The 13,339-nt window shown below is 74.3% G+C and carries 8 protein-coding genes; 3 read left to right on the top strand and 5 right to left on the bottom strand.

Annotated features, from left to right (window positions below; all coding sequences use genetic code 11):
* The first annotated feature begins 176 nt into the window (after positions 1 to 176).
* Together ABT137_RS13300 and thiD are read left to right on the top strand one after the other, a co-directional pair.
* Positions 177 to 1,142 carry a thiamine-phosphate kinase gene (locus ABT137_RS13300; protein WP_351707089.1) on the top strand — a complete coding sequence of 322 codons (966 nt, stop codon included), beginning with the start codon at positions 177 to 179 and terminating at the stop codon, positions 1,140 to 1,142.
* Positions 1,139 to 1,954, top strand: coding sequence for a bifunctional hydroxymethylpyrimidine kinase/phosphomethylpyrimidine kinase (thiD, locus tag ABT137_RS13295; protein ID WP_351707086.1), 816 nt, complete (start codon positions 1,139 to 1,141; stop codon positions 1,952 to 1,954). The genes ABT137_RS13300 and thiD overlap by 4 nt, the downstream gene beginning before the upstream one ends.
* Here thiD and ABT137_RS13290 read toward each other — a convergent pair.
* The 3 genes from ABT137_RS13290 to rpmB all read right to left on the bottom strand — a co-directional run bounded on the left by ABT137_RS13290 (position 1,917) and on the right by rpmB (position 6,508).
* Entirely contained in the window at positions 1,917 to 3,176 is a 1,260-nt protein-coding gene (locus tag ABT137_RS13290; protein WP_351707083.1) for an FAD-dependent monooxygenase, read from the bottom strand. The two genes, thiD and ABT137_RS13290, sit on opposite strands and share 38 nt — an antisense overlap.
* Positions 3,177 to 3,210: 34 nt before the next feature.
* Positions 3,211 to 6,201: an ATP-binding protein gene (locus ABT137_RS13285; protein WP_351707080.1), complete on the bottom strand. Its 2,991-nt coding sequence runs from the start codon at positions 6,199 to 6,201 to the stop codon at positions 3,211 to 3,213.
* A gap of 121 nt (positions 6,202 to 6,322) precedes the next feature.
* The gene (gene rpmB, locus ABT137_RS13280; RefSeq protein ID WP_003993230.1) at positions 6,323 to 6,508 is read right to left on the bottom strand and encodes a 50S ribosomal protein L28; all 186 of its coding nucleotides are present in this window, start codon (positions 6,506 to 6,508) and stop codon (positions 6,323 to 6,325) included.
* 259 nt (positions 6,509 to 6,767) lie between these two features.
* Between rpmB and ABT137_RS13275 the strand changes: the two genes are divergently transcribed.
* Positions 6,768 to 8,444 carry a DAK2 domain-containing protein gene (locus tag ABT137_RS13275; protein ID WP_351707077.1) on the top strand — a complete coding sequence of 559 codons (1,677 nt, stop codon included), beginning with the start codon at positions 6,768 to 6,770 and terminating at the stop codon, positions 8,442 to 8,444.
* A 19-nt stretch (positions 8,445 to 8,463) separates the two neighbouring features.
* Here the strand turns inward: ABT137_RS13275 and ABT137_RS13270 are convergent, their stop codons facing one another.
* Entirely contained in the window at positions 8,464 to 11,391 is a 2,928-nt protein-coding gene (locus tag ABT137_RS13270) for a tetratricopeptide repeat protein (RefSeq protein ID WP_351707500.1), read from the bottom strand.
* Positions 11,388 to 13,214, bottom strand: a complete 1,827-nt coding sequence (locus ABT137_RS13265; RefSeq protein ID WP_351707074.1) for an HSP90 family protein — start codon at positions 13,212 to 13,214, stop codon at positions 11,388 to 11,390. The genes ABT137_RS13270 and ABT137_RS13265 overlap by 4 nt, the downstream gene beginning before the upstream one ends.
* Between the last annotated feature and the right edge of the window lie 125 nt (positions 13,215 to 13,339).

Genomic DNA, 13,339 nt, shown 5'->3' with positions numbered 1-13,339 from the left:
TGGGGAAAAGGAACGCCACGGTATCGCGTCGCCGCTCACCGCGGGGAGACCTGCGCGGACAGGGGCTTGCGCGCCGGGGTGCAGGCACGACAGATGTTGACGGTCACCTCGACCGTATCCAGGACGACGGTGACGCGCGAGCGGGCACGGCAAGGCAGAGAAGGGGCGTAAGGGCAATGAAGGGCACTGTTGGTGAGCTGGGGGAGTTCGGGCTCATCAGGGAGCTCACCTCCCGTCTCACCACCACTCCGGCGGTCCGGGTCGGTCCCGGCGACGACGCCGCGGTGGTCGCCGCGCCCGACCGCCGGGTGGTGGCGAGCACCGACATCCTGCTGGAGGGCCGGCACTTCCGCCGCGACTGGTCCACGGCCTACGACGTGGGCCGCAAGGCGGCCGCGCAGAACCTCGCGGACATCGCGGCCATGGGTGCCGTGCCGACCGCCCTGCTGCTCGGCCTGGTCGTGCCCGCCGAACTCCCGGTGACCTGGCCCAGCGAGCTGATGGACGGCATCCGGGACGAGTGCCAGGTGGCCGGTGCCTCGGTGGTCGGCGGCGACGTGGTCCGCGGCGACACGATCATGGTGTCGATCACCGCGCTCGGCGACCTGCGCAACCAGGAACCGGTCACCCGGGCCGGCGCCCAGCCCGGCGACCTGATCGCCGTCACGGGCTGGCTGGGCTGGTCCGCGGCCGGCTACGCGGTGCTCTCCCGCGGCTTCCGCTCGCCGCGGGCGTTCGTGGAGGCGCACCGCCGCCCCGAGCCGCCGTACCACGCGGGCCCGGCCGCCGCCGCCCTCGGCGCGACCGCGATGTGCGACGTGAGCGACGGGCTGATCGCCGACCTGGGGCACATCGCCGAGGCCAGCAAGGTGCGGCTCGACATCCGTTCCGGCGCGATCGACATCCCGACCCAGATGAACGACATCGGCCAGGCCGTCGGCGTCGACCCCATCCAGTGGGTGCTCACCGGCGGCGAGGACCACGCGATCGTGGCGACCTTCCCGCCGGACGTGAAGCTGCCCGCCCGCTGGAAGGTCATCGGCGAGGTCCTCAACCCGTCCGCGCTGCCCCAGGTGACGGTCGACGGCGCGCCGTGGACCAGCAAGGGCGGCTGGGACCACTTCGGGGACATCGAGTCATGACCCTGCCGCGCGTACTGACGGTCGCGGGCTCCGACTCCGGCGGCGGGGCCGGGATCCAGGCCGACCTGAAGACCATGCTCGCGCTGGGCGTCCACGGCATGAGTGTGCTCACCGCGGTGACCGCTCAGAACTCGACGGGCGTGCAGGGGGCTTGGGAACTGCCGGTGGCGGCCGTCCGCGCCCAGTACCGGAGCGTGGTGGACGACATCGGGGTCGACGCGGTGAAGACGGGGATGCTTGCCTCGGCCGAACTCGTCGAGGAGGTCGCGGAGTTGCTCGCCGGGACCGACGCGCCCGTGGTCGTCGACCCGGTCGGCGTCTCCAAGCACGGCGACCCGCTCCTCGCCGCCTCCGCCCTGGACACGGTCCGCACCAGGCTCCTCCCGCTGGCCACCGTCGCCACCCCGAACCTCGACGAGGTGGCCCAACTCACCGGCGTACACGTCGAGTCGGAGGCCGATCTGCGCCGGGCCGCGGCGGCCGTGCTGTCGTACGGCCCGACCTGGGTGCTGATCAAGGGCGGGCACCTGCCCGGCGAGGCCGTCGACCTGCTCACCGACGGCACCGAGGAACTTCTGCTGCGCGCCCCCCGGTACGACAACCGGCACACCCACGGCACCGGCTGCACCCTCGCCTCCGCGATCGCGTCGCAGCTCGCGAAGGGGCAGTCCGTGCCGGAGGCGGTGACGGCGGCCAAGGAGTACGTCACCGGGGCGATCGCGGCCGGGTTCGCACTCGGCGCCGGGATCGGACCCGTGGACCACGGCTGGGCCCTCAGGAACCAAGCAGGGCCGGGTACTCCCGCAGCCTGATGTCGGTGGCCGCCTTCTCGGTCATCCTCTTGAAGAACCGGGCCAGCGGACGGGAGGAGAGCACCCGGTACATCCGGTCCCGGCTGCGGATGCGCCGCTCGGTCGGCGGGGCGAAGAACGGGCCCGCGTTCCCGGAGATCTTCTGGCAACCCTTGGCGAAGCCCCGGATCCGGGACTCGTACTCGGCGAAGGCGGTACGGAAGTCACCGCCCGCGAGAGCCAGTTCACCGGCGAGGACATACGCGCCGACGATCGCGACCCCTGTCCCCATCCCGCCCATCGTCGCCCCGTACCCGGCATCCCCGAGCAGCGCCACCCGCCCCTTGACGAGCCGGTCGACGTGGATCTGGGCGATCGCGTCGAAGTACACGTCGTCGGCCTCTTCCAGGGCCTTGAGGAGGGCGGGCCCCTCCCAGCCCATCCCGGCGAGGCGGTCCATGACGATCCGCTTGACCGCCGTGACGTCCCGGCGGTCGTACGACAGCTCCTCGGACCGGAAGACCAGCAGCGCGCCGGCGCGGTCCGGGTCGCCGTCGTAGTTGCCGATGACGAACGCGCGGCCGGGCTCGCTGTAGACCCGGCCGGTGCGGTCCAGGCCCAGGTGGTTGGGGGCGTCGAAGCCGGCCACGTAGTGGTCGAAGAAGCGCAGGTAGCGGGACTCGTCGCCGAAGACCAGGCGGCGGGTGTTGGAGTGCAGCCCGTCGGCGCCGACGACCAGGTCGAAGCGGCGGGGCGCGCCCTTCTCGAAGGTGACGTCGACGCCCTGCGGGTCCTCCGTGAGGGAGGCGATCGAGTCGCCGAAGACGTACTCGACGTCGTCCCTGGTGCGTTCGTACATGATCTGCGCGAGGTCGCCGCGGAAGATCTCCACGTCGCCGCTCATCAGCTCGGCGGGCAGGTCCACGCGCGGGCTGCCGTCGGCGTCGACGACCGTCTGGCGGCCCATGCGGGTCTGGCGGGCGTGGATCTCGTCCCAGATGCCCATGGCGGTCAGGACCGTGCGGTGGACATGGCCGCGGAAGTCGACCGCGAAGCCGCCGCCGCGCAGCTCCGGGGCCTTCTCGACGACGGTGACGCGGGCGCCGAGCCGGGCGAGGTTGAGGGCGAGGGCGGGTCCGGCGACGCTGGCGCCGGAGATCAGGACGTTGAGGTGGGCGAGGTTCTTCGTCGTGTTCTGCGTGGTGTTCTCTGTCGTGTTCTTCTGCGTCGTGTTCTTCGTCATGCGATGAGCTTCGGCGGGGGCGCTGACCGTCCCGCTACCGTTCGCTGACCGCCGCTGACCGTTGCCGTCGGCCCTGCTCGAAGGCCTGGTCGTACGCCTCGGCGGAGAGCTTCGCGCGCGCCTCCCGCTCGACGCGTACGACGTCCGGGTCGCCCTCGGTCCGGCCGCCCCGCAGGCCCGTCGCCGCGCCCAGCAGCTCCGCGGCCCGCTCGGCGGAGCCGGCGGCCGAGGCCAGCGCCTCGGCCGCGTCGGCGAGTTCGAGGTCGCCCGGCCCCTCCACGGCCAGCTCGGCGGCCTGCCGGAACCAGTCGCGGGCCTCCTCGGCGTGCCCCTCGGCGGCGGCCGTGCGGCCCAGCCCGATGAGGCTGCGGACGGTCTCGCCGACGCTGAACCAGTTGGCGGCGCACTCCTGGAGGGCGTTCTCGTAGTGCACGCGCGCGCGTGCCGTGTTCCCGGACAGCCGGGCCGCGTCGCCGAGGCCGCGCCGGGCGGCCGCCACCTTGTCGGGGAGCCCGGCGCCCCGCGCGAGCGCCAGCGCCTCGTCGAAGTGGGCCACGGCGGCGGCCGTGTCGCCCCGGTGCAGCAGCACGGTGGCCCGGGTGCGCAGCAGATCGGCGGTCTCCTCGGGTGCGGCCAGCTCCCGCACGTACGCCAGTCCCTCGTCGAGCAGTTCCAGGGCGCGCCCGGACTCACCGCGCGTGTGGGCGAGCATGCCGAGCGGGTCGAGGCAGTTGGCCAGGCCCCAGCGGTCGCCGGTGGCCCGGTATCCGGCCAGCGCCCGGGCGAAGTGCTCCTCGGACTCCCGCGGCCGTCCCGCGAACTGCGCCCGGAAGCCGAGGCCCACGTCGAGCAGGGCGCGCGCCCAGGGGGAGCCGCCGGCCAGGGTGAGCGCGTGCGCGTCGGTGGCGGGCCGCGGACCGGCCGCGACCGCCCACAGCACGAGGATGTACGGCAGCCGCAACGGCCCCCGGTACGCGTCCAGGACGGCGTCCACGCGCGCGATGAGCTCCGGTTCGTCGCCCGCGCCGGAGAGCGCGTTGATCGCGCACAGCACGTACTCCTCCTCCAGCCCGGGCGGCGGCGCGTCCCCGGCCGTGGCCAGCAGTTCCCGTGCCGTCGCCACCCGTTCGCCGTGCACCCCGCGCAGCCGCCAGAACCAGGAGAGGGGGCCCATGAGCCGCAGGGCCCCGCCGGTGTCGCGGCGCACGAGATGGCGCAGGGCCGCGTCCAGGTCGGCGTGCTCGGCGGCCAGCCGGGCCAGCCAGGGCAGCTGCCCGCCGCCGCGCAGGTGCGGCTCGGCCTCCTCGGCCAGCCGCAGGAAGTAGTCGGCGTGGGCGTCCGCCAGGTCCTCCGGACCGGGCAGGCTCTCGGCGGCGAAGGCCCGGATCGTCTCCAGCATCCGGTAGCGGCCCTCGGACACCTCCACGAACGACTTCTCGACCAGCGAGGCCAGCACGTCCTCCGGATACGGCAGCCCGCACACCGCCTCGACCGCTGCCAGCGTCGCGCCCCCGGAGAACACCGTCAGCCGCCGCGCCAGCTCCCGCTCCTCCTCGTCCAGCAGCCCCCAGCTCCACTCCACGACCGCGCGCAGGGTGCGGTGCCGGGGCGCCTTGGACCGGTCGCCGCGGGACAGGAGACGGAAGCGGTCGTGGAGGCGGTCGGCGAGTTCGTCGGGGGTGAGGGTGCGCAGCCGGGCCGCGGCCAGCTCGATGGCCAGCGGCAGCCCGTCCAGGGCGGCGCAGATGCCGGCCACGCGTGCGTGCCCGTCGAATCCGGGGCGTACCGCGCGGGCCCGGTCCAGGAAGAGCCGCACCGCGGGTTCCGGCGGCAGCGGGGGCACCGGGACCAGGACCTCGCCGGTGATGCCGAGCGACTCCCGGCTGGTGGCGAGCACGCGCACCCCCGGGCAGGCGGCGAGGAGCAGGGCGGTGAGCCTGGCGGCCTCCTCGACCAGGTGCTCGCAGTTGTCCAGGACGAGCAGCAGCTCGCGCTCCTCCAAGGCGGCCAGCAGCCGGTCCGTGGTGTCGGCGGCGGGACTGCGCAGGCCCTCGCGGACGCCGAGGGCGGCCAGGACGGCGTACGGGATCGTGGCGCCGTCGGTGAGCGGCGCGAGTTCCACGAAGCAGGCGCCGGGGTGCTGCTGGGCCGCCTCGATCGCGAGCCGGGTCTTGCCGGCCCCGCCCGGGCCGGTCAGCGTGAGCAGCCGGGAGGCGGTGAGGCCGGCGGCGATCCGGGCGAGCTCGGGCTCGCGGCCGACGAAGCGGGTGAGCTGGACCGGGAGGCGGGGCCGCTCGGGTGCCACGCCCCGCAGCAGCTCCAGATGGAGCGCGGACAGCTCCGGGGAGGGATCGGCGCCCAGCCGGTCGGCGAGGGTGCGGCGGGCCTCCTCGTACACCGTGAGGGCCTCGGCGGGGCGCCCGGCCGCGTGCAGGGCCCGCATCAGCTGGCCGTACAGCCGCTCGCTCAGCGGACGGCCGGCCAGCAGCGCCCGCAGCTCCGGCACCAGTTCCGAGCCGCCGCCGAGCGCCAGGTCCGCCTCGATCCGGTCCTGTACGGCGGCCAGCCGCAGCTCTTCGAGCCGCGCGGCCTCGGCCTCGGCGTCCGGGAGGTCGGGCAGCGCGGGGCCGCGCCACAGGGCGAGGGCCTCGCGGAGCCGCGCCGCGGCGGTCCCGTGGTCGCCGGCGACGAGGGCGGCGCGTCCGGCCCTCGACCAGACTTCGAACTGGTGTGCGTCCACAGTGTCGGGAGCGACCGCGACCCGGTACCCGGTCGCGGTGGCCTCGATCTCCGCGTGCGGGGCCAGCCTCCGGCGCAGCCGGGAGATCTGCGACTGGAGCGCGTTGGCGGCCCCGGCGGGCGGCTCGGCGCCGTACAGGCCGTCGGTGAGGCGCTGGATGGAGACCGACCGGCCGGCGTCCAGGAGCAGCAGGGTGAGCAGAGCGCGGGGGCGGGGGCCGCCGGGGTCGAGGGGAGTGCCGTCGTCGGTGCGTACGTCCAGGGGGCCCAGGATGCCGAAGCGCATGGGATCAGCTTGTCAGGCCTGGTGCCGGGCATGGCCGGGCACGGCAAAAAGCCGGCCCACCCGGAGGTGGACCGGCTCTGTGCAGCGAACCAGCTGTGGCCGCGCGCTCAGCGACAGTGCGTCAGCGCGAGACCTTGCCGGCCTTGATGCACGAGGTGCAGGCGTTCACGCGCTTCGGCGTCCCGCCGACCACGGTACGCACACGCTGGATGTTCGGGTTCCAGCGGCGGGACGTACGGCGGTGCGAGTGCGAGATGTTGTTGCCGAAGCCCGGCCCCTTGCCGCAGACGTCGCAGTTGGCAGCCACGGGTCACTCCAAAGACTTCAGATGCACTTACGGTTGAATCCCGGCGTGCCAGGATCGAGATCCTTCGGATCGAAGATCTTGAGTGGCATTGCCAGGGGAATGGCCCGATCAGATCGAGCAACCGGAGCAGCATACAACGGCTGCGTCCGTTAGACGAAACTAGCATGGCAGCTCAGGGCCCCGCCCCCGGCCCTCTTCCGGCGGACACCCTTCCGGGGTCTACGCTGCGTCCACGTTCGGCCGGCTCAAGGAGGCGCAGGTGGCGCAGGTGCCGCAGACATTTTTCGATGCTCTCGCGGTACGCACCTGGTGCGGACTGTCGCTCGGGGCGCTCGGGCGGGCGCGCGAGGAGATCGACGCGATCAACGTCTACCCGGTGGCCGACGGCGACACCGGCACGAACCTGTACATGACGGTGGAGTCGGCCGCGGGGGCCGTGGAGGCCGTCTTCGCGGGCTACGAGCTGGGCGAGGAGGTGCCGACCCTGGCCGACGCCGTCCGCGCGATGGCGCACGGCGCCCTCATAGGCGCGCGCGGCAACTCCGGCACGATCCTGGCCCAGTTGCTGCGTGGCATGGCCCACGTCCTCACCGAGAGTGAGGCGACTCACATCGAGGCGGACCGGCTGCGGCTCGCCCTGCGGCACGCCGCCGACGCCGCCCGCCGGGCCGTCGCCCACCCCGTCGAAGGCACGGTGCTGTCGGTCGCGGCGGCCGCGGCGGACGCCGCCGACGTGACCGAGGGCGACTGCGGGGCGGTCGCCCGGGCCGCCTACGAGGGCGCGTGCAAGGCGCTCGCGGCGACTCCCGGACAACTGGCCGTACTGGAGCGGGCCGGGGTGGTCGACGCCGGCGGGCGGGGGCTGGTCGCGGTGCTCGGGGCGCTGGTGGAGGCGTTCACGGGGGAGACGCCGACGGCTTTCGAACTGCATGCGCACGTGGCGGACCCGGTCGGGCACGCACGCGTGGACGCCGTTTCCGACGCCCGGGCCGAGAACTGCGCCGAGCGCGCCGGCGGGCCCGCGTTCGAGGTCATCTACCTCCTGGAGGCCGAGGACGCCGCCGTGGACCGGCTGCGGGTCCGGCTCGACGCCCTCGGCGACTCCCTGGTGGTGGTCGGCGGCGACGGCCTGTGGAACGTCCATGTGCACGTCGACGACGCCGGCGCCGCCGTCGAGGCGGGTGTGGAGGCCGGACGCCCTTACCGGATCCGGATCACGCACTTCGGCGCCGGGGACGTGCACACCGGCGGGGCGCGGCCGCCGCGCGAGCGGGTGCAGCGGGCCGTGGTGGCCGTCGTGCCGGGGGAGGGGCTGGCGGGGCTGTACACCGACGCCGGTGCGACCACCGTGCTCGCGCGCCCGGGGGAGCCGCCCGCCAGCGGGGAACTCGTGGACGCCGTGCGCCGCGCCAACGCGCGCGAGGTGGTGCTGCTGCCCAACGACGCCGACCTGCGGCACACGGCGGCCGCCGCGGCCGAGCAGGCCCGCGCGGAGGGCATCCGGGTCGCCCTCATCCCGACCCGCTCGGCGGTCCAGGGCATCTCCGCGCTCGCGGTGCACCAGCCGGACCGCCGCTTCGACGAGGACGTCGTCCAGATGACCTCGGCGGCCGGTGCCACCCGCTACGCCGAGGTCGTGCTCGCGGAGCGGCAGTCCTGGACCATGGCCGGCATCTGCCAGGCCGGGGACGTACTGGGGCTGATAGACGGGGACGTGGCGGTGATCGGCTCGGACGTGACGGCCACCGCCGAGACCGTCCTGGACCGCATGCTCCAGGCCGGCGGCGAGCTGGTCACCCTCGTCCTCGGCGACGAGGCCCCCGACGGCGTCGCCGACCGCCTGGAGGCACGCGTGCGCGAGGCGTACCTCGCCGTCGACACGGTGGTCTACCGGGGCGGCCGGCAGGGGGCTCCGCTCCTCATCGGCGTCGAGTGAGCCCCTCTCCCGCCCACCTTCACTCCTCCGTGGGCTCCAGCAGCTGCCGGGCCTCCGCCCGCCGGGCCCGGACCGTCTCGTCGGCCGGGTCGGCGCCCTCGTAGGCGTCCAGCACCGCACGCGCGCGTGCCGCCGCCGCGGCCGGCCTGCTGAGGTCGGCCTCCAGCCAGCCCGCGGCCAGTTCCGCGGCGGTACGGCTGTGCAGCCCGTCCTCGCCGACCCCGGCGAACACCGAGATCGCGGCAGCCATCTCCGCGAGCGCCGCCTCGAACGCCTCCTGGATCGCCGGATCGTCGGCGTCCTCCGGCACGGAACGGGCCAGCAGGTCGCCGAACTGCCGGTGGGTGTGCCCGAGTTCGTCGGCGAGCCGGTCCGCCGCGGCCGGGTCCTCGACGGCCTCCAGCGCCGCCTCGCACTCCCGGACCGCGTCCGCCATCAGCTTCCGCGCGCCTTCCGTCCCCGCCTCCGTCCGCAACGCCAGCCAGGCGCGGGCCCGCAGCGAACGCACCAGGAAGTGCACGTTGCCCATCGCCCGCCACAACTCGCCCGCGCGCGTGTACGCCCGGTCCGCCTCCGCGGGCAGCCCCGCGTTGCCCAGCGACTCGGCGGCCAGGTGGGCGAGGGTGGCGTGGTCGTGCTGCTCGGGCCAGTGCCGGGCGAGCTCCGCCGCCTGCAGCCGCCGTTCGGCCGCCGCGTGGTGCTCGCCGAGCTCGCTCAGGCAGTCCCCGAGCCACCACTGGGTCTGCACGACCGCGCCGTCGCCGTGCGTCTCGGCACTCAGGTCGGCCAGCGCCGACTCCAGCACCTCGGCGGCCTCCGCGAACCGCCCCTGCCGCAGCAGGAAGCCGCCCAGCTGGTGCCGGGCCCAGGCGCCCAGCGTGCCGCTCTGCCCGGCCTCGTCGGCCCAGTGCGCCGCCTCCAGGGCGTGCTCGGCGGCCTCCTCGGCGGCGCCCCGGCCGCCGACGACCTCCGCGAGCTGCAGATGCAGCTGCGCCCGCCCGACCGGCTCCACGTACGGCCCGCCGTGCTCCAGCGCCGCGCGCAGCGCCCGCTCCGCCTCGGCCAGGTCGCCCTGCTCATGGGCGAGCGCGGCCACCCGCACCTCGTACTCGACCGCGAACCACGGCAGCTCCGCACCGACGAACTGCGCCGTCGCCTGCCGGAACAGCTCGCCCGCCCGCTCCCCGTCCCCGGCGTGCTCGGCCAGTTCGGCGAGCATCGCCCGCCCCTCGGCCGCCCGGGACACCAGCCGTACGTCGGACCCGCCGCGCCCGCCGACCAGCGCCAGCAGCTCCCGTACGGCCTGCTCGGCGTCCCCGGCGCCCGTGGACCGCTCGTGCACCTGACGCATCAGGATCCGCGCCCGGCTCATCAGCACGGACGCCGTCTGCCGTACCCCGGTCGCGTCGTCCGCGTACAGCGCGAGGATCCGGTCGTACGGCTCGTCCATCGCGGCCAGCGCCTCGTCCAGCTCCCCGGAGAGCGCGCGTACGTAGGCGGCACGCGCGCGTGCGGCGATCGCCTCGCCCTCGTCGCCCGCCTCCGCGTACAGCTCCGCCGCCCGCTCGAACAGCTCGACACCCTCCGGGCCGCGCCCCATCGCCGTGTGGTCGGCGATCTCCGCGCGGACGTACGTGTCCACCTCGGTCTCCTCGGCGGCCCGCGCGACCGCCGCCCAGGCCTCCAGGGCGTGCGGCCGGAGCGTGTCCGACAGCCGGCGCGCCTCGGCCAGGAGCGCGGGCAGCGACGGCTGCTCCGACCGCTCCGACCGCTCCGACCGCTCCTGGGCGGGCGCCGGGGCGACCGGCGCGGGAGGCCCGGCGGGCGCCGTCCGCGGCGCCCGCACGCCCAGCGGCAGCCGGTCCACCAGCGGCCGCTGCGCCATCCGCTCGCGCAGCTGGTCGCCGACGTAGGAGGTGCCGTTGCGGGCGTCGAACCGCGCGGCCAGCTCCAGGGCCTCCCCGCGCGCGTGCCCGGCGAGTTCCCCGGCGGTCCACGTCCGCCCGGCGGGCCCCGGCACCCGCTGCCCGTCGAGCCCCAGCCCGGTCAGCCGCTCCATCAGCAGCGCCACCACCGCCAGGAAGTCCATCCGGCTGCGCGGCTGCCCGGTGTCCGTGAAGTAGGCGGGACGTTCCGCCAGCAGCTCAAGACCGCGCGCCTCGTTGCCGGTCAGCGCGCAGAACTCGACATGGTCCGCGTAGGCGCCCCGCATGCTCTCCATGGGGCGGACGAGCCGGAATCCGCGCAGGTGGTGCGCGCGGGCCTCGTCGACGCGGCCAAGGCGCAGCAGCGGCACCAACGAGGAAGCCAGCACCGTGTGCGGCTCGTGGGCGCAGCTGTACTCGCCGTCCAGCACCGGCCCCCACAGCTCCAGGGCCTCCTCGTCCCGCCCGTTCTTCAGCTGCCAGCCGCCCTGCCCGTGCAGCTCGCACGCGTGGCAGTCGGCCATCCGGTCCCGGTCCGCCGCCAGCCAGGCCGCGTACGCCCGCTCCGCCCGCGGCAGGTCACCGACGTGCCCGGCGACACTGAACTCCGCGCTGCGCACCGCCCGCTCCGAGTGCCCGGCCAGCCGGTAGCGGTGCTCCATCTCGCCCAGCCACTTCTCGATGGAGGCGAGCGGGACGTGCGGCTGGTCGAGCATGCCGGCCGTCATCCACTTGAAGACCCAGTGCAGCGAATGCGTCTCGTACTCGTCGAAGTCCTCGGGCCGCTCGTCCCACATCCGCAGCAGCCGTGCGAACGGGACGAACATCTTGTCCTTCTCGGAGCTGTAGTTGTAGACCTTCAGCTGGTGCCCGAGCGCCTCGATCACGGCGAGCGGGACGTTCAGCCTCTCGGCCTCCGCCAGCAGCTGCTCCGCGCGCGCGTTGCGGGCGGGACCCTCCGGCTCCTCGGAGTTCTCCGCCATCGCCCGGCGCAGCGAGTCGAAGTCAGCAATCTCCATCAGCGATCGTCTTCCCCATGAGTGGCCCACTCCAGGAGGCCGATGAACGAGCGGTTGAGCAGCGCCGAGTCGGCCGGCCGCAGCGGGCGCTGGGCCATCAGCAGCGCCTGACCGTAGAGCGACTCGGTCGCGGTGCCGATCAGCTCCGGGTCCTTGAGGGCACTGATCCGCCGGATCAGCGGGTTGAGGTGGTTGAGCACCAGACGGGCGCGGGGCGCGCTGCCGCGCAGCGAACCCAGGATGCCCGTCCACAGGTCGTCGGCCTGCTCCTCGGCCTCCGCGCGGGCCTGTTCGTGGCGGGCGGCGCGGTCGTCGAGGTGGAGGGCGGGGACCGAGAGGGGGTGGAAGGCTCTCAGTACAATGTCACATTGCAGTGGGTCGAGCTTCGCCCGTGCCACCCCGAGGAACCCAGCCACCGCCAGCTCCTCCGCCGGATCCACCGCGTCCAGATGCGCGGTCACGGTGTCGGCGTCCAGCTCCGCGACCACCGACCCGGGCCGCACCGACGGCAGCGCCTCGACCAGCTCGCTGTCGTACGTGTAACCGCCGTTGATCACCCCGACGCCCTGCGCGGAGGCGATCGGCGCGACCTGCCGGTACTCCTCGACCGTCCGCGTGAAGTGCACCACCGGGTGCCGCTGCGCGAACTCCTCCAGCGACAGCTGCCCGTCGGTGGTCTCGAAGGGGAGCCACGGCAGCATGGTCCGCAGCATCTCCGTGTCGTGCCGGGCCAGCGACTTCACCCCGAGGTGATGCACGGACAGGAACGCGGAGAGCCGTTCCGGATCACCGGCCGCAAGCCCGGTCAGCCAGGACCGAATCCTTTCGCCGAGCGCCTCCCGTACGGCGGCCAGCGTCTCGTCCTCGTACAGCGACTCGCGCGAGGCGGTCGGCCGCAGGCTGTCCGTGTCCAGGACACAGCGCACGAAGAACGCCCAGTCCGGCAGCAGCTGTTCGGCCCGCTCGGTCAGCAGCATGCCCTTGAGGTGCACGCGGTGCGTGGCCCGCTGCGCCGGACTCACCGCCGACGGCAGCACGTACGCCACCCCCCGGATCCCGGCCAGCGGCACGTCCAGCGCGATCGAGTCCAACGGCGTGAACCCGAACAACTCGTGACAGTGCCGGGCCAGCGCCACCCGCCGGGTGCTGGGGGAGGGGTATGGCCGGTCCCAGGGCGCCGGCAGGTCGGTGACGGCCTCGTCGCCCACCCGGACGTCGTACGGCAGCAGCGAACCGAAGTCCCGCGCCAGCGCGAGCACCCGCCGCTCGTCCAGCCACTCCGCCGCACCCGCCCGCGCCACCAGATGCACGGTGGTCCCGGGCTCGGGCCGCGCCTCGGGCGCCAACGTCCGTACGGTGTACGACCCGTCGTCCCGGGCCGTCCACTCCACGGGCGGCGCGTCCGGCGTGCGGGCGCTGCGGCTGACCACCCGGATCCGCTCGGCGACCACGAAACAGGCCAGCAGCCCGATGCCGAACTGGCCCAGGAAGTCGGAGCGGGCCTCCTGCAGCCCGTCTCCCCGCTTGGAGCTGCGCCCGATCGTGGCGAGCAGGCTGTGCACGTCCGACTCGGTGAGCCCGACGCCGCTGTCCTCCACCCGAAGGGAGCTGCCGTCGGCGTACAGCCGCACCCGCGCCGGGGCGTCGGGCTGCTCGGCCCGTCTCGCGGTGATCGCGTCCACGGCGTTCTGCAGCAGCTCGCGCAGGTAGACCTTGGGGCTGGAGTACAGGTGATGGGAGAGCAGGTCCACCAAACCACGCAGGTCGACCTGGAACGTATGAGGTGACTGTGATGCCTGGGATGACTGTGAGGTCTGGGAGTCCATCGTCGCTGCGCCGGAGGGGGGAAGACGTGGTCGGCGCGGGGTCGGGCGGTCCCTGGTGGGGCGGTGACCGCGGAAGGATGGCCGGAGCGCGCCATCCTATGACTCAAAACGGCCGCCTGACCAGG

It is taken from the genome of Streptomyces sp. NPDC001980 (assembly GCF_040296885.1).
In the GTDB taxonomy this organism is placed as follows: Bacteria; Actinomycetota; Actinomycetes; order Streptomycetales; family Streptomycetaceae; genus Streptomyces.
Note: the sequence above shows the minus strand (reverse complement) of the source record. Positions and strands in the feature narration are given on the sequence as shown.